Here is a 16,156-nt window from a genome sequence, read left to right as displayed (position 1 = left end):
GGCTCCGGTATGTACGTGGACGCTCCTGGAAGGCCGCCTCGTATGTGCCGAAGCGTACGGAAGCGTTCCTAGAAGGCCGCTTCGTCCAGCTCCATCAGCTCCAGGTCGGTGCCCTCGGCGAGCTTGCGCGCACCGGTGACGCCCGGCAGGACGTTCGCCGCGAAGAACTTGGCCGCGGCGATCTTGCCGGTGTAGAAGGCCTTGTCCTTGGCCGGCGCCGTCTCCAGCTTCTCGGCGGCGACCGCGGCACCCTTCAGCAGCAGGTAGCCGACGACCACATCACCGGAGGCCATCAGCAGGCGGGTGGTGTTGAGCCCGACCTTGTAGATGTTCTTGACGTCCTTTTCGGTCGCCGCGAGGTCCGTGAGCATCAGGCCGACGATGGCCTCCAGCTCGACGGCCGCCTTGGCGAGCTGCTCGCGGGCAGCCGACAGCTCCTCGCCGCCCGTACCGATCGCCAGGAACTTCTTGATGTCCTCGGCGAGTGAGTTCAGCGCCGCACCCTGGTTGCGGACGATCTTCCGGAAGAAGAAGTCCTGGCCCTGGATCGCAGTGGTGCCCTCGTAGAGGGTGTCGATCTTGGCGTCCCGGATGTACTGCTCGACCGGGTACTCCTGCAGATAGCCGGAGCCGCCGAACGTCTGCAGCGACTGCGACAGCTGCTCGTACGCCTTCTCGGAGCCGTAGCCCTTCACGATCGGCAGAAGCAGGTCGTTCAGGGCCTCGAGGGCGGCGGTGTCCTCGCCCGCGGCCTCCTTGACCATGATCTCGTCCTGGACCGACGCGGTGTACATGACGAGGGAGCGCATGCCCTCCGCGTACGCCTTCTGCGTCATCAGCGAGCGGCGCACGTCTGGGTGGTGCGTGATGGTGACCTTGGGGGCGGTCTTGTCCATGAAGTTCGCGAGGTCCGGGCCCTGGACGCGCTCCTTGGCGTACTCAAGGGCGTTCAGGTAACCCGTCGACAGCGTGGAGATCGCCTTCGTGCCGACCATCATCCGGGCGAACTCGATGATCCGGAACATCTGGCGGATGCCGTCGTGCTTGTCGCCGATCAGCCAGCCCTTGGCGGGGTGGCGGTCGCCGAAGGTCATCTCGCACGTGTTGGAGGCCTTGAGACCCATCTTGTGCTCGACGTTCGTGGCGTACACGCCGTTGCGCTCGCCCAGCTCGCCGGTCTCGAAGTCGAAGAGGTACTTCGGTACGAGGAAGAGGGACAGCCCTTTGGTGCCGGGACCGGCACCTTCCGGCCGCGCGAGCACGTAGTGAAGGATGTTCTCCTCCATGTCGTGCTCACCGGACGTGATGAACCGCTTCACGCCCTCGATGTGCCAGGAGCCGTCCTCCTGCTGAACCGCCTTGGTGCGCCCGGCGCCCACGTCCGAGCCCGCGTCGGGCTCGGTGAGCACCATGGTCGAACCCCAGGTCCGGTCCACGGCTATCTGGGCGATGTGCTTCTGCTGCTCGGTGCCCTCGTCGAAGAGGATGCGGGCGAACGCCGGGCCGGAGGAGTACATCCACACCGCCGGGTTGGCGCCCAGAACCAGCTCCGCGTACGCCCAGATCAGGGACGGCGGGGCGGTCGTGCCACCGATCTCCTCGGGCAGGCCGAGCCGCCAGTACTCGGAGTCCATGAAGGCCTTGTAGCTCTTCTTGAAGCTGGCCGGTACGGGTGCGGTGTTGGTCTCCGGGTCGAAGACCGGCGGGTTGCGGTCCGCGTCCGCGAAGGACTCCGCCAGCTCGTTCTCCGAAAGTCGGGTCAGCTCTTCGAGGATGCTCTTGGCGGTCTCGGCGTCCATCTCCGCGAACGGGCCGCTGCCGTACAGCTTGTCGCGCCCGAGCACCTCGAAGAGGTTGAACTCGATGTCGCGGAGATTCGACTTGTAGTGCCCCATGGCGACGGCTCCGTTAAGGGATCGGGTGAGGTGGTGAATCCTCGGACCTAGGTTCGTGTACCAACAAGTAGCCACGATGATGCTACCCGTCGGTAATAAGAATCAACCCCTAGCGGCTCAAGTGTGAGCTAACCCTCCGGGTGGGGTGGGGTGGGTTTGTGGGGGTTGGAAACAGTCGGAGGCGAAGGGCGGCTACTCTGACCCCCATGTACGGCTACGACCAGACCGCGGGCCCCGGCCAGCAGCAGTATGCGCAGCCTCAGCCGCCGCCCCAGCCCGGAGGGTACGGGCAGCAGAGCGGCCCGCTCTACCCCGAGCCGTCGCCGCCCTCGCTCGCGGACGCGGTGCGCGCGTTCACCACGGGGGCGATCTCCGCCGAGGACTTTCAGCAGGTCTTCGCCACGTCCAAGGTCTACTGCCCGCGCGGTGACAACCCCGGCTTCCTCGCGCTGCACAACACCCAGCAGCCCGTGATCCCGATGTTCACCTCGCTCAAGGAGCTGCGCCGGTACGCCGGCAAGGAGTCCAAGTACTTCGTGATCACCGGTGCCGAGGTGATCGACCTGCTCCCTACCGGCTACGGCTTCGTCCTCGACATGGAGGGCGAGCACCGCATGGTCTTCGACGCGAAGGCGGTCGAGCAGATGGTCGACTTCGCGATGCGCCGAATGTACGGCTGACGTGCCCCGACACCACGAGGCGCCCGGAGGGAATTCCCTCCGGGCGTTCTCTGTTCCGGGTGGCAGGAAGTTCAATAGTCAACTAAACTCGGAGCACAAGGAGGTACCGACATGCCTGCAGTGACCGTCGAGAACCCGCTGACCCTGCCCCGTGTGGTGGCGTCGGCCGAGGCCGTGGCCCGCCCGGTGCTGGCGGTGACCAGCGCGCCAAGTGGGTTCGAGGGCGAGGGCTTCCCCGTCCGCCGGGCCTTCGCGGGGATCAATTACAAGTACCTCGACCCGTTCATCATGATGGACCAGATGGGCGAGGTGGAGTACGCACCCGGGGAGCCGAAGGGCACGCCTTGGCACCCGCACCGCGGCTTCGAGACCGTCACCTACATCATCGACGGGATCTTCGACCACCAGGACAGTCAGGGCGGCGGTGGCACCATCACCAACGGTGACACCCAGTGGATGACGGCCGGTTCAGGCCTCCTCCACATCGAGGCGCCGCCGGAGTCGCTCGTCATGTCCGGCGGTCTCTTCCACGGCCTCCAGCTGTGGGTGAACCTCCCGGCCAAGGACAAGATGATGGCCCCGCGGTACCAGGACATCCGTGGCGGTCAGGTGCAGCTGCTCAGCACCCCCGACGGCGGCGCGCTGCTGCGTGTCATCGCCGGTGAGCTGGACGGTCACCAGGGCCCCGGCATCACGCACACGCCGATCACGATGGTGCACGCGACGCTGGCGCCGGGCGCCGAGATCACCCTGCCCTGGCGTGAGGACTTCAACGGCCTCGCGTACGTACTGGCGGGCAAGGGTGCCGTGGGCGCGGAGCGCCGCCCGATCCATCTGGGCCAGACCGCGGTGTTCGGCGCGGGCTCCTCGCTGACCGTCCGCGCGGACGAGAAGCAGGACTCGCACACGCCTGACCTGGAGGTTGTCCTCCTCGGCGGCCAGCCGATCCGTGAGCCGATGGCGCACTACGGGCCGTTCGTGATGAACACCCGTGAGGAGCTGCAGCAGGCTTTCGAGGACTTCCAGAAGGGACGACTGGGTACGATTCCGGCCGTGCACGGGATGTCCGAGGGCGGTCTCTGACGCACAGGACGCGGAACGCGTCTCTGTCGATGGGACACGGAGCGGAAGGACGGCGGGTATGGCGCAGGAGAATCCGGAAATCCACCTCGTGTTCCATCCCGTCGTCGGGGAGCCGCTGGCCGTCAGGAGCCGGGACTTCGAGTCGCTGGAGGCGGCGGAGGACAGCGTGATTGAGGCGCTGGAGCAGGAGCGCACCCTGCGCTTCGAGCTGAACGGCCGTGACGGCGTCGACAGTGGGACCCTGCTGGTCAACTGTTCCAACGTCGTCGCGGTCAAGGTGCGGCCGGTGTCGGACGAGGGTGCCGACGACGGCCAGTACCTCTGATCACGTACGGATGATCACGTACCGATGATGGTCTCGGCCTCTCGGGAGCCGTCCGATTCGGAACCGGACGGTTCGGAGCCGTCCGGTTCGGCGCCGTCCGGCTCGTAGAGCTCGAACCAGATGCTCTTGCCCTCGCCCCGCGGGTCCACTCCCCAGGCGTCCGAGAGCAGCTCCATGAGCATCAAGCCCCGCCCGGAGGACGCCAGTTCTCCGGGCTGACGCTTGTGCGGCAGGGCGTCGCTGCAGTCGGTGACCTCGACCCGGATTCGGCGGGCGCCCGCATCGCCCGTCATCTCGGCGACGAGCAGCGCTTCGGCGTCCGTGTGCACGAGTACGTTCGTGACCATCTCCGAGACCAGGAGCACCGCCGAGTCGATCTGGTCCTCGGAGGACCAGTCGTGCAGCAGCTCCTTCAGCTGGCGGCGTGCGTCAGCGACACGCTCGGGTTCGGCCTGGGCCACGGTCAGCACGGTGCGGCGTACGGACGTCCGGGCCGCCGGCTGGTCTCCGCAGCCGCAGCCCTCCCCCTGCCGGCACAGCAGCAGGACCGCGATGTCGTCCTCCCGGCGGTCCACGAGCGGTCCGGTCATGTGGTGCGAGGAAGGCCCGTGCACGGCCTGGACGAGCGCGTCGGCCAGGGCCTCCAGGTCGCTCGTCTCGCCGTCGTGGCTCTCCAGGATCTTGCGGATCCGGAGCCAGCCGGTGTCGAGGTCGTGCCCTCCGGTCTCGATGAGCCCGTCGGTACAGATCAGCATGGTCTCGCCGGGTTCCAGGGCGAGCCGTGTCGTCGGATAGTCCGCGTCCGGGTCGATGCCGAGCGGCAGTCCGCCCGCGGTCGGCCGGGTCAGCACGGTCCCGTCGGCCATCCGTATCGCCGGGTCCGGGTGCCCGGCGCGGGCGATGTCCAGTACGCCGGTCTCGGGGTCGACCTCCACGTACAGGCAGGTCGCGAAGCGCAGGTCGGCGGACTCCTCCTCGGACGTCATCCCGTACAGGAACCGGGAGGCGCGCGACAGCACGGCGTCCGGGCGGTGCCCTTCGGAGGCGTACGCCCTGAGCGCGATCCGCAGCTGGCCCATCAGTCCGGCGGCGCGTACGTCATGGCCCTGGACGTCGCCGATGACCAGGGCGAATCTGCCGCCGCCGGGCTGCGTCCGGGAGGTGCCCCCGGGCAGCGGGATCATGTCGTACCAGTCGCCGCCGACCTGGAGTCCGCCGCCGGTGGGTACGTACCGCGCGGCCACGGTCATGCCGGGGATCTGCGGCCCCAGGTTGGGCAGCATCGAGCGCTGGAGGCCGTCGGTCAGTTCGCGTTCGGACTCGGCGGCGCCGGCGCGGGAGAGGGCCTGCGCGAGCATGCGGGCCACGGTCGTGAGGACGGAGCGTTCGTCGGGTGTGAAGGAGACGCGGTAGGTGAAGGCCGCCATCCACGCGCCTATCGTGCGGCCCGCGACGACGAGCGGCAGAAACGCCCACGACTGCCGGCCGAAACCCTGGGCGAGCGGCCACCAGGCGGGGAAGCGTTTCCGGTAGTCCTTCGGGGAGGAGAGATAGACGGCACGGCCGGTGCGTACGACCTCCGCGGCCGGATGGTCCGTGTCCACGGACATCGCGGAGGACGGTCCTTCGTCGTCGGACTGGTGCCCGTGGTGGCCGATGAGTGTCAGCCGGTCGCCCTGGGTGCCGTAGACGGCCAGGCCATCCGGTGAGAAGCCGGGCATCGACAGTCCGGCCGCGACCCGCAGCACCTCCGCCGTGGACCGGGCCTCGGCCAGTGCGCGCCCCGCGTCCAGCAGGAACGCCTCGCGGGAGCGGCGCCAGTCACCGGTGACGGGGGTGCGGGCGGCGGCGCCCGGCGGGGGCTCGGAGACCTCCTGGAGGGTGCCGACCAGCTGGTAAGAGTGCGATTCAGTGTCGTATGACGGCTTGGAGCGGCTGCGCACCGTACGCAGTACGCGTCCCTGCTCGTCCATGACCCGCATCCGGAGTTCGGCGATGGTGCCCTCGGAGGCGGCGAGCTGGACGACCGGTTTGACCTCGTTCCAGTCGACCGGGTGGAAGCGGGCGCGGGCGCCGGCCTCTGTCAGCGTGACCGCCTCGGCGGGCAGTCCGAGCAGCCGTGCGGCCTCGGCATCCAGAGTGACCAGTTCGGCCGCGTTGTCCCAACGCCACAGGCCGGTCGCGAGGGCGGCCAGGACGTCCCCCACGGCGGGCAGGGGCTCACCAGTGCGCATTGGGCCACTGTAGGAAGAGGTGATCGTGAGAAGCCACCAAAGGGAGAAAGGCCACCCTTCAGGGGGTCGGACCGTGACCGGCCCGTGATGGTCGTGACCCGGCCGTAATGGTGGGGAGGCAGGTTGTGGCTCCCCGGTACGCTTGGGTCTGTGTTTCACACGGTCTGTGTTTCACGTGAAACACAGACCGTGACGCACAGGCCGGCACACAGGCTGTGGCACACAGACTGCGACACCAAGACCCCGATCCGCGAAGGCTGGATGAACGACGATGCATCGGTACAGGTCCCACACCTGCGGCGAGCTCCGCGCCTCTGACGTCGGCAGCGACGTCCGGCTGAGCGGCTGGCTGCACAATCGGCGCGACCTGGGCGGCATCCTCTTCATCGATCTGCGCGATCACTACGGCATCACGCAGCTGGTCGCCCGTCCCGGCACGGCCGCGTACGAGGCGCTGGACAAGCTCTCCAAGGAGTCGACCGTCCGCGTCGACGGCCAGGTCGTCTCGCGCGGCGCCGAGAACATCAACCCGGACCTGCCGACCGGCGAGGTCGAGGTCGAGGTCAGCGAGGTCGAACTGCTCGGCGCCGCCGCCCCGTTGCCCTTCACGATCAACACCGAGGACGGTGTGAACGAGGAGCGGCGCCTGGAGTACCGCTTCCTGGACCTGCGCCGCGAGCGCATGCACCGCAACATCATGCTGCGTACGGCGGTCATCTCCGCGATCCGCAGCAAGATGACGGCGCTCGGCTTCAACGAGCTGGCGACCCCGATCCTCACCGCCACCTCGCCCGAGGGCGCCCGCGACTTCGTCGTCCCGTCCCGTCTGCACCCGGGCAAGTTCTACGCCCTTCCGCAGGCCCCGCAGCAGTTCAAGCAGCTGCTGATGATCTCCGGCTTCGACCGCTACTTCCAGATCGCGCCCTGTTTCCGAGACGAGGACGCGCGGGCGGACCGTTCGCCGGGCGAGTTCTACCAGCTCGACGTGGAGATGTCCTTCGTCGAGCAGGAGGACGTGTTCCGGCCGATCGAGCAGCTGATGACGGAGCTGTTCGAGGAGTTCGGCAACGGCCGTCATGTCACCTCCCCCTTCCCGCGGATCCCGTTCCGCGAGGCGATGCTGAAGTACGGCTCCGACAAGCCGGACCTGCGGGCCCAGCTGGAGCTGGCCGACATCACCGACATCTTCGAGGGCTCGGAGTTCAAGGCCTTCGCGGGCAAGCACGTACGGGCGCTGCCGGTGCCGGACGTGTCCTCGCAGCCCCGTAAGTTCTTCGACCAGCTCGGTGACTACGCCGTCTCGCAGGGCGCGAAGGGCCTGGCGTGGGTGCGGGTCGGTGAGGACGGCTCGCTGACCGGCCCGATCGCGAAGTTCCTGACGGAGGAGAACGTCGCGGAGCTGACCAAGCGGCTGTCTCTTGCCGCCGGGCACGCGGTGTTCTTCGGCGCGGGCGAGTTCGACGAGGTCTCGAAGATCATGGGCGCGGTGCGGGTCGAGGCCGCTCGTCGCTCCGGTCACTTCGAGGAGGACGTCTTCCGCTTCTGCTGGGTCGTCGACTTCCCGATGTTCGAGAAGGACGAGGAGACGGGGAAGATCGACTTCTCCCACAACCCCTTCTCGATGCCGCAGGGCGGCATGGAGGCCCTGGAGACGCAGGACCCCCTCGACGTCCTGGCCTGGCAGTACGACATCGTCTGCAACGGCGTCGAGCTGTCCTCCGGCGCGATCCGGAACCACGAGCCGGACATCATGCTCAAGGCCTTCGGCATCGCGGGCTACGAGGCGGAGACCGTCGAGCGCGAGTTCGCGGGCATGCTCCGGGCGTTCCGCTTCGGCGCGCCCCCGCACGGCGGCATCGCGCCGGGCGTCGACCGGATCGTGATGCTCCTGGCCGACGAGCCCAACATCCGCGAGACGATCGCCTTCCCGCTCAACGGCAACGCGCAGGATCTGATGATGGGGGCGCCGACGGAGCTGGAGGAGACGCGGCTGCGGGAGCTGCACCTTTCTGTGCGGAAGCCGCAGCCGAAGTAGCTCCACTGGAGGGGCAGGTATTCGGCTGCGGGTACGTCGTGGCTGGTCGCGCAGTTCCCCGCGCCCCTTACGGGGCGCGCTACCGCACCGGACTTCGGCCCGGAACCGACGCCGGTTCCGGGCCAACCTGTGAGCGCCCCGTGGGAGCCGTACTCGACGTCGACGACGGAACGCACGGCCCTCGACGAGGACACGATCTACGACCAGAGCGGCACCACGGGCGGCCTGCTCAAGCTGGACTACAAGAAGGCCGCCATCGCCAAGAGCGTCCTCGGCACTATCACGGTGGGCGTGGACCCGGAGGCGACGAACACGGGCACGGGCGACTCCGTCCGGCCGGGAGCCCCGGCGTCCGCTTCAGCGAGCTGACGCCGGCCTCCTCTCCGGCGACGGGCGAGGCCCGGTGACTCACGAACGCCACGCGGAGATCACGTCCCGGGCGTCCCACACCAGCCCGACCCTGTCGTCGTCCACTTTCCCGGATGTGCCGGAGAGAGACACGACGGCCAGACCGCTGGTGCCCGGGGTGAATCCGGGCACCTGGGCGGCGCCCTGCTCGAGCGCGGCCAGGTCGTGCTGGTCGAAGGGGGAGGCCAGCCACTTCACAGAGCCCGCGAAGAAGACGGTCCCGGCGACGGGAGCACGGTCGGCGCCGACCAGGTCGATCTCGGGCGAGAACTGCCGGTTCCACCAGCCGCCGACGACTTCCGTGTCCGGCCAGGGGAACTCGCCTGTCACCGCGGCCAGTTCAAGTGCCTCACGGATCAGGGGCTCGACGGCCCGCCCTCGCCAAGCCGCCCACCGTCGCTCGACCACGCGGTACGCGGCATCGGGACGACCACGCCTGGACAGCTCCGCGGCGGACCGCGTCGCGGCCAGATAGAGACGCAGATTGCTGTCGGCCACGCGGTACAGCGCAGGTTTGCCGGGGTTGGTGGCGAGCGGGGTGTCCGAGGCGAGCACTCGCTTCTCGTTGGTGAGGCGGCGCAGCAGCGGGGACAGTATCCCGGAAGGCAGCGCACCGCTCTGGCTGCCGGCCGTCGCGGCGATGTTGGCGTGCGTACGGTCTCCGCTGCCCACCGCCTCCAGTACCCGGCGGGCCTGGTCCGGCGCGGGGAACTCGGCCATGAGGGCCGCCTCCGGTACACCGAAGAGCGGTGAGGCCGGGTCGGCGCACTCCGTCTTGATGAAGTCGAGCGCCGGCGTGCCGTGCGGCCAGGCACGCAGAATGCCCGGCAGCCCGCCCGAGACGAGGTGCGCGTCGATGGCGTCGGCGGCGTCCAGGCCCAGTGCGCTCCCAGTCTCGGCCGGATTGAGCGGACCGAGCACGAACGAGTCGGCCCGCCCGTAGAACGGCTGGTCGTACGCCGTGAATCGCTCCATCATGTGAAGATCACTGCCGAGCAGCAGCAGAAGCACGGGCCGGCTTGACAGCAGCCGGTCCCAGGCAGTCTGGAGCGCTCCGTCGAACACGGGGTCCTGTTCGGCGAGCCAGGGCAGTTCGTCGAGGACGACGATGGCGGGCGAGGAGGGCAGCACAGCGGCGAGCGCCCGCAGGGCGTCGGGCCAGTTCGTGGGGGCGGTCTTCGGTACGAGTTCCGGGTCGGCCGGCAGCGAGGACTCCCTGAGCTCGGCCATGAAGTCGGCGATGCTCTCCACGGGGGACGCGCCCTTGGTCGCGGTGAAGAAGACGTACGGCCGCTGAGTGCGGTCGCAGAACTCCTGCACAAGCCGCGATTTTCCGACCTGCCGCCGACCCCTTATGGCGACGGCGACCCCGACGCCGTCGGTGGCAACCCGGCTGAGGCGCTTGTCGAGGAGGGCCAGCTCAGCCTGACGGCCTACGAAAGGGGTGGGCATGGGATCTCCGCGCTCATTGTAGATATCTTCTACGTAGATTACTTCTACATAGCCCAGACATGGCGGGCCGATTCGAGGGCGGGATAGGTGGCGTGCTTGGAGGCGTGGGGGTGGGTGGCCTGGGTCCGTGTCCCGGACCCCGATGCGGCGTGCGCTGATCCGTCGGCCACAAGCCGACGTCAGCTACGGGTTCACGTCACGCTCCAGAGGCGCCGGTAGAAGTCGGTCCGCTGCGGGTCGGGCTCGATGCCGTACCCGTCGAGGAGCGTGTCGTCCCAGCCCGGGCCGTAGTTCCACTCCGTGCTCCACGTGGCGACGGCCAGGTCGGCCCAGCGGTCGGCCAGGCCGAGGGCGCCCATGTCCACGTGGGCGGACCAGGAACCGTCGTCGTGCAGCAGGGTGTTGGGCGCGCAGGCGTCGCCGTGGCAGACGACGAGGCGGTCGATCGGCGGGGCGTCGGGCAGGTCGGACGGTACGGCGAGGCCTGACCGACGGGCCCGTTCCAGACGGTGCTCCACCGACCAGCTGAACGGGCAGTCGGCGACGGGCAGTTGGTCGTGCAGGGCGCGCAGCCCCGCCCCCAAGGCGCGTACGGCCGTGGCGGGATCCGCCTGCCACCGGGGGCTGACGGCGCTCTCGCCGGCCAGTGCGTACGTGACGAGCCAGGCTCCGTCCGCATCGGCTCCGTACTCGCGGACTCGAGGTACGGGCGTGAAGTCCCGTGCCCAGCACAGCCGTTCCACCTCGGCGGGCAGGTCCAGGCCGGAGCCCGTCGGTGCCCACTTGGCGAACAGCCGCCCCTGATCGCGGTCGTCGCCGATGCGGAAGGTCAGGCCGCCCAACTGGTTCAGCCAGACGGGCAACAGCGGCCGGTCTCCGGCCAGTTCGGCGATCGGGGCGGGCACGCGTACGGCTGAGGTCGGCGGTCCGGCGTGGGGCATGGGCGCATGGTCTCCTGCGGTACGGCCGACGGGCGAGCGATTTTCCCCCGTCCCATTACGGGCACCGCCGGTTGCGAGTAGTTCACCTCACATCCGCCTCGCGTACTTCTCAAGCCTCCTTAAGAAAACCAAAAGGAACCTCACAGCCGGCCCACCGATCGTGTGGTCATGAGCGCATCCATCGCAGATGACCAGAGACCCGGGAAGAGGCAACGGCCATGAACCAGCTGGTACTTGTCGGGGCCGACCTGCTTGCCATCGCCGTCCTCACCTTCGCCGTGTACTTCCCGCGCCACCACCGGCGCGACCTGATCGCCGCCTTCCTCGGTGTGAACGTCGGGGTGCTCGCCGTGGCGATGACGCTCAGTTCCGCCTCGGTGGGGCTCGGTCTCGGGATGGGCCTGTTCGGAGTGCTGTCGATCATCCGGCTGCGGTCGTACGAGATCGCGCAACACGAGATCGCGTACTACTTCTCCGCGCTGGCCATCGGCCTCCTCGCCGGGCTCCCGGAAACCGTGACCCTGATGAACACCGGGCTGATGGCGCTCATCGTCATCACCCTGTACGTCGGAGATCACCCCCGCCTGTTCCCGCGGCACCGGCAGCAGAGCCTGCGCCTCGACTCCGCGTACACCGATGAGGACGCCCTCCGCTCGCACCTCGAAGTGCTGCTCGGCGGGCGGGTGGTGAACCTGTCGGTGCAGGACATCGACCTCGTCAATGACACGACGCGCGTCGAGGTGCGGTACGTCGTGTCCGGGGCCGGCACGCGGGTTCCCGAGGAGCTCAAGTCGCCTGCCCCGCAAGGCGTTCGGCCATGACCGCCGCCATCGATCGCTTCGTGGCCGCGCTGCCGCCGATCGGGCTGGACGAACTCGTCGAGCGGGCCGAACTGCTCACCCGCCTGGACCGCAAATACATGCTCCCGGTCGCCGATCTGCCCTTCGTGCTCGGGGGCCTGGACGGCGACGTCCGGGTGCTCGAAATGGGCCGGGGTCAGAGGGAGTTCGGGTATCGGTCCATCTACTTCGACACCCCTGAGATGGACGGGTATCTGGCGGCCGCGCGCCGCCGCAGGCGACGGTTCAAGCTCCGCATCCGTACGTATCTGGATTCCGGTCTGGATTCCGGCCGGCACTTCTTCGAAATCAAGACGCGTGGCCCGCGCGGCACCACCGTCAAGCAACGCATCCCGTACGAAGGGGACTTCCGGCGGCTCGGGGGCGAGGCCCGGGCGTACGCCGACACGGTGCTCGCCGAGGCCGGGATCAACTCCGCCGGGCTCCGCTTCGTCCCCACGCTCACCACGTTCTACCGGCGTACGACGCTGTTCTTCCCGGCCACCGGGAGCCGGCTCACCGTAGACACCGGGCTGACCTGGACCCTGCCCGACGGCACCGCCCTGCGGACCGACGACCGGGCCATCGTCGAGACCAAGTCGGGCCGGGCGGGCTCGGATGCCGACCGGCTGCTCTGGTCGCTGGGGCACCGGCCGTGTCCCGTGTCGAAGTACGGCACCGGGCTCGCCGCCCTGCGCCCCGAACTCCCCGCCAACCGCTGGCTGCCCGTCCTGCGGCGCCACTTTCCCACCGCACTCCACGGGAGCCTCGCATGAGCAAAAAAACGATCAGCCGGAGCGGGCGTACGGTCCGTCGAAGCGGGCGTACGGGCATGAGATCGGCACGGCAGTTGCGTACGAAAGTGGCGGGCGCCCTCGCCTCGATGGTGCTGGCCACGGCGGCGCTGGCCGGGTGCTCGTCCGGTGAGAGCGACTCCTCGTCCGGCTCGGGGTCGAGTTCGAGCTCTGGCTCGTCGGGCGGGGTCGCGGACGGTACGCAGACCGCCGCCGCCGTCCTCGCGGACAACCAGAAGCACCACGCCACGGACGGTGACGCGGAATGGGACGAGTCCGAGGCCGTGGACATCGAGCTGGAGGGTGAGTCGGCCTCCGCCGAGGCGGACGGGGTCACGGTCGACGGGGCCACGGTGACCATCACCGCAGGTGGCACGTACCGGCTGAGCGGGAGTCTCAGCGATGGTCAGGTCGTCGTCAACGCCCCTGACGCGACGGTGAAGTTGGTACTGGACGGGGTCGACATCGCCAGTTCCTCCGGCGCGGCGATCGCCGCCACCGAGGCGGAGAAGCTCGTGGTCGTGCTGGCCGACGGCAGCGAGAACACGCTCGCCGACACCGACTCGTACGCCGAGGACGCTGACGCCAACGCCGCCCTGTACAGCGCCGGCGACCTCACCGTCGCGGGCGGCGGAACGCTCACCGTGCACGGCAACGGCAACGACGGCATCGCGAGTACGGACGGCCTGGTCATCGCCTCCGGGACGGTCACGGTCGACGCCGTGGACGACGGGATCCGCGGCAAGAACTACCTCGTCGTGAACGGCGGCAAGGTCACCGTCACCGCGAAGGGCGACGGGCTCAAGGCCGACAACTCCGAGGACGCGGACGCGGGCTATATCGCCGTCGACGGTGGCACGGTGGCGGTGACCGCCGAGGGCGACGGGGTCGACGCGGTCACCGATCTCGTGCTGACGGGCGGATCGCTGGACGTCACCAGCGAGGCCGCCGACGACTCCTCCGCGCACGGGCTGAAGTCGGGGGTGATCGCGGTTCTCGAGGGCGGCACCGTCAGCGTGGACTCGTCCGCCGACGCCGTCCACAGTGAAGCGGCCGTGCACGTCAGCGGCGCCGACGTCAGCGTCTCGGCGGGCGACGACGGTGTGCACGCGGAGGGCGAACTGGTCGTCAGCAAGGGAGAGTTGCAGGTCACGGCGTCAACCGAGGGACTGGAAGGCAAGGACATCACGGTCAGCGGCGGCAGGGCGACCATCACCTCCAGCGACGACGGCATCAACGCATCCGGCGGTACGAACACCTCCGACAGCGTCGGCGGACGGGGCGGCGGCCCCGGAGGCGGCGGTGGCGGTGAGACGGGCGACTACACCGCGAACATCACCGGCGGCACCCTCGTCATCAACGCCGACGGCGACGGCTTCGACTCCAACGGCACCGCCGAGATCAGCGGCGGCACGGTCGTCGTCAACGGCCCGGAACAGGGCGGCAACGGCGCCCTCGACGTCAACGGCTCCTTCACCGTCAGCGGCGGCACCCTCCTCGCCGCCGGCAGCGCGGGCATGGCCGTCGCCCCCGACACCGAGTCCAAACAGGGCTGGGTCTCGGCCACACTCGACTCGCCGGTGGAGGCGGGCACGACCCTCCACATCGTGGAGGCTGACGGCGAGGTCGTGGCCTCGTACGTCACCTCGAAGTCGATCGAGAACCTCGTCTACTCCGGTGACGGGATCGAGAGCGGGGAGGAGTACACGGTGTACGCGGGCGGCGAGACCTCGGGCGACAGTACGGGGGGCCTGGCGGCCGGCGGCGAACTGGGCTCGGCGGAGGAGATCGCGACGGTGACGGCGGGCGAGGCGCCGGAGGGGGGCTTCGGCCGGAGGTGAGGAGCCGGAAGGGGCGCTTCGGCTGGGGCGAGCTCCTGCAGCTCAACACCCGCTCTGTCTCGCCTACTTGGCGGCAACCTTTCTTGTGCCCGTGACCACAGATGAGTCAGGAGCCCCGTTCACGCGGGGCTCCGCGAACCTCGTGCACGTTCCGCTTCGCGTGCACCTGAACCACGTAAGGACTCATCCGTGGCATCCACTTCCCACCGCCGGTCCCATCGCAGACGGCGCACCGCGCTGGTGTCGGCCGCCGCCGTGGCGGCAGCCGGGCTCGGCGCGGTTCCCTTTGTGATGAACGCGAACGCCACCCCGCCCGCCGTCGAGCCGGCCCGCCAGTCGCTGCCCGCGAAGGACGGCTGGGCGGCGAGCGGTTCCGGTACGACGGGCGGCTCGAAGGCCGACTCCAAGCACGTCTACACCGTCAGCACCCGCGCCCAGCTGGCGAAGGCGCTCGGCAACGGCTCCGACTCCACGCCGAAGATCATCAAGATCAAGGGCACGATCGACGCGAACGGCGGCAAGAGCTGCGCCGACTACGCCGCCGGTACGGGTTACTCGCTGGCCGCCTATCTCAAGGCGTACGACCCGAAGACGTACGGCAAGAAGATGCCGTCCGGCAGTCAGGAGAACGCCCGCGAGGCCGCCGAGGCCAAGCAGAAGAAGAACATCGTCTTCAAGGTGCCCGCCAACACGACCATCGTGGGCGTCCCCGGCACGAAGGCGGGCATCAAGGGCGGCAGCCTTCAGGTGCAGGACGTGAAGAACGTCATCATCCGCAATCTCACGTTCTCCGCCACCGAGGACTGCTTCCCGCAGTGGGACCCGACGGACGGCTCGTCGGGCGAGTGGAACTCCAACTACGACTCGGTGACCCTGCGCGGCGCGACGAACGTCTGGGCCGACCACAACACGTTCACGGACGCGCCGAACTTCGACAAGTCGCTGAAGACGTACTTCGGCCGTAAGTACCAGGTCCATGACGGCGCCCTGGACATCACCAACGGCTCCGACCTGGTGACCGTGGAGCGGAACCAGTTCACGAATCACGACAAGACGATGCTGATCGGCAGCAGCGACTCCGACACCAAGGGCAAGCTGCGCGTCACCATCCACCACAACGTGTGGAAGGGCATCACCCAGCGCGCCCCGCTGGCCCGCATCGGCCAGATCCACCTCTACAACAACTTCTACGACACGACGACCGTCAACGGTTACGCCCCCAAGTACAGCCTCGACTCCCGTGCCAAGGCGCAGGTCGTCGCCGAGCACAACGCCTGGACGGTGCCCTCCGGAGGCAAGATCGCCAAGCTGCTGAGCGGCGACGGCACGGGTTCGGTCGCGGGCAGCGGCAACCTCGTCAACGGCAAGGTGTGCGACATCGTCGCGGCGTACAACTCCGCGTCGTCGAAGAAGATCAAGACGACGGTGAACTGGAAGCCGACGCTGACGGCGGGGCTGCAGACGTCGGCGAAGAGTCTGCCGGCGGAGCTGCTGAAGTCGGCGGGGGCGGGGGTTCTTCGCTGAGGAATCTTTACTGACCTCGCGCTTGTCCCCTCGGCCGGGTATTTGCTGCGAAAAGCGTGAACACTCTCCCGGAGAGTGTTCACGCTTTTCACGTTGGCTCTCTGC

Annotated in this window: 12 protein-coding genes and 1 pseudogene; 9 read left to right on the top strand and 4 right to left on the bottom strand. The window is 68.7% G+C overall.

Annotated features, from left to right (window positions below):
* Positions 1-68: 68 nt before the first annotated feature.
* A complete protein-coding gene (locus OHT21_RS23115; protein WP_328770259.1) occupies positions 69-1,895 on the bottom strand; it encodes an acyl-CoA dehydrogenase in 1,827 nt (608 codons plus the stop codon).
* A gap of 206 nt (positions 1,896-2,101) precedes the next feature.
* Between OHT21_RS23115 and OHT21_RS23110 the strand changes: the two genes are divergently transcribed.
* The 3 genes from OHT21_RS23110 (at position 2,102) to OHT21_RS23100 (ending at position 3,983) form a co-directional block, all read left to right on the top strand.
* Positions 2,102-2,575, top strand: a complete 474-nt coding sequence (locus OHT21_RS23110; RefSeq protein WP_033320399.1) for an SseB family protein — start codon at positions 2,102-2,104, stop codon at positions 2,573-2,575.
* A gap of 111 nt (positions 2,576-2,686) precedes the next feature.
* The gene (locus OHT21_RS23105; RefSeq protein WP_328770258.1) at positions 2,687-3,658 is read left to right on the top strand and encodes a pirin family protein; all 972 of its coding nucleotides are present in this window, start codon (positions 2,687-2,689) and stop codon (positions 3,656-3,658) included.
* Positions 3,659-3,716: 58 nt separating this feature from the next.
* Entirely contained in the window at positions 3,717-3,983 is a 267-nt protein-coding gene (locus OHT21_RS23100) for a hypothetical protein (protein ID WP_328770257.1), read from the top strand.
* A 14-nt stretch (positions 3,984-3,997) separates the two neighbouring features.
* On the opposite strand, the gene OHT21_RS23095 is transcribed toward OHT21_RS23100, so the two are convergent.
* Positions 3,998-6,217 (bottom strand): SpoIIE family protein phosphatase, encoded by a 2,220-nt coding sequence (locus OHT21_RS23095; RefSeq protein ID WP_328770256.1) that lies wholly within the window; start codon positions 6,215-6,217, stop codon positions 3,998-4,000.
* Between the two features lie 271 nt (positions 6,218-6,488).
* Here OHT21_RS23095 and aspS point away from each other — a divergent pair, with 271 nt between their 5' ends.
* Both aspS and OHT21_RS23085 read left to right on the top strand, forming a co-directional pair.
* The gene (gene aspS / locus OHT21_RS23090) at positions 6,489-8,252 is read left to right on the top strand and encodes an aspartate--tRNA ligase (RefSeq protein WP_328770255.1); all 1,764 of its coding nucleotides are present in this window, start codon (positions 6,489-6,491) and stop codon (positions 8,250-8,252) included.
* Between the two features lie 132 nt (positions 8,253-8,384).
* Positions 8,385-8,621 (top strand): annotated as a pseudogene (locus OHT21_RS23085) (dioxygenase); the annotation flags it as partial.
* Positions 8,622-8,660: 39 nt separating this feature from the next.
* Here the strand turns inward: OHT21_RS23085 and OHT21_RS23080 are convergent.
* Together OHT21_RS23080 and OHT21_RS23075 are read right to left on the bottom strand one after the other, a co-directional pair.
* Positions 8,661-10,112, bottom strand: coding sequence for an ATP-binding protein (locus OHT21_RS23080; RefSeq protein ID WP_328770254.1), 1,452 nt, complete (start codon positions 10,110-10,112; stop codon positions 8,661-8,663).
* A gap of 191 nt (positions 10,113-10,303) precedes the next feature.
* Positions 10,304-11,053, bottom strand: a complete 750-nt coding sequence (locus OHT21_RS23075) for an aminoglycoside 3'-phosphotransferase (protein WP_328770253.1) — start codon at positions 11,051-11,053, stop codon at positions 10,304-10,306.
* Positions 11,054-11,271: 218 nt separating this feature from the next.
* Between OHT21_RS23075 and OHT21_RS23070 the strand changes: the two genes are divergently transcribed.
* From OHT21_RS23070 to OHT21_RS23055, 4 genes are all read left to right on the top strand, one after another.
* Entirely contained in the window at positions 11,272-11,874 is a 603-nt protein-coding gene (locus tag OHT21_RS23070) for a DUF4956 domain-containing protein (protein ID WP_328770252.1), read from the top strand.
* Positions 11,871-12,668, top strand: a complete 798-nt coding sequence (locus OHT21_RS23065) for a polyphosphate polymerase domain-containing protein (RefSeq protein ID WP_328770251.1) — start codon at positions 11,871-11,873, stop codon at positions 12,666-12,668. Before OHT21_RS23070 ends, OHT21_RS23065 begins: the two co-directional genes overlap by 4 nt.
* On the top strand, positions 12,665-14,527 hold the full coding sequence (locus OHT21_RS23060; protein WP_328770250.1) for a carbohydrate-binding domain-containing protein: 1,863 nt from the start codon (positions 12,665-12,667) through the stop codon (positions 14,525-14,527). The genes OHT21_RS23065 and OHT21_RS23060 overlap by 4 nt, the downstream gene beginning before the upstream one ends.
* Before the next feature lie 189 nt (positions 14,528-14,716).
* Positions 14,717-16,051 carry a pectate lyase family protein gene (locus OHT21_RS23055; RefSeq protein ID WP_328770249.1) on the top strand — a complete coding sequence of 445 codons (1,335 nt, stop codon included), beginning with the start codon at positions 14,717-14,719 and terminating at the stop codon, positions 16,049-16,051.
* The last annotated feature ends 105 nt before the right edge of the window (positions 16,052-16,156 follow it).

This window comes from Streptomyces sp. NBC_00286 (assembly GCF_036173125.1).
Lineage (GTDB): Bacteria > Actinomycetota > Actinomycetes > Streptomycetales > Streptomycetaceae > Streptomyces.
Note: the sequence above shows the minus strand (reverse complement) of the source record. Positions and strands in the feature narration are given on the sequence as shown.

Excerpts from the sequence above, each read along its gene's own strand:
- OHT21_RS23115 (WP_328770259.1), bottom strand. The coding sequence starts at position 1,895 with ATGGGGCACTACAAGTCGAATCTCCGCGACATCGAGTTCAACCTCTTC.
- OHT21_RS23110 (WP_033320399.1), top strand. The coding sequence starts at position 2,102 with ATGTACGGCTACGACCAGACCGCGGGCCCCGGCCAGCAGCAGTATGCG.
- OHT21_RS23105 (WP_328770258.1), top strand. The coding sequence starts at position 2,687 with ATGCCTGCAGTGACCGTCGAGAACCCGCTGACCCTGCCCCGTGTGGTG.
- OHT21_RS23100 (WP_328770257.1), top strand. The coding sequence starts at position 3,717 with ATGGCGCAGGAGAATCCGGAAATCCACCTCGTGTTCCATCCCGTCGTC.
- OHT21_RS23095 (WP_328770256.1), bottom strand. The coding sequence starts at position 6,217 with ATGCGCACTGGTGAGCCCCTGCCCGCCGTGGGGGACGTCCTGGCCGCC.
- aspS (WP_328770255.1), top strand. The coding sequence starts at position 6,489 with ATGCATCGGTACAGGTCCCACACCTGCGGCGAGCTCCGCGCCTCTGAC.
- OHT21_RS23080 (WP_328770254.1), bottom strand. The coding sequence starts at position 10,112 with ATGCCCACCCCTTTCGTAGGCCGTCAGGCTGAGCTGGCCCTCCTCGAC.
- OHT21_RS23075 (WP_328770253.1), bottom strand. The coding sequence starts at position 11,053 with ATGCCCCACGCCGGACCGCCGACCTCAGCCGTACGCGTGCCCGCCCCG.
- OHT21_RS23070 (WP_328770252.1), top strand. The coding sequence starts at position 11,272 with ATGAACCAGCTGGTACTTGTCGGGGCCGACCTGCTTGCCATCGCCGTC.
- OHT21_RS23065 (WP_328770251.1), top strand. The coding sequence starts at position 11,871 with ATGACCGCCGCCATCGATCGCTTCGTGGCCGCGCTGCCGCCGATCGGG.
- OHT21_RS23060 (WP_328770250.1), top strand. The coding sequence starts at position 12,665 with ATGAGCAAAAAAACGATCAGCCGGAGCGGGCGTACGGTCCGTCGAAGC.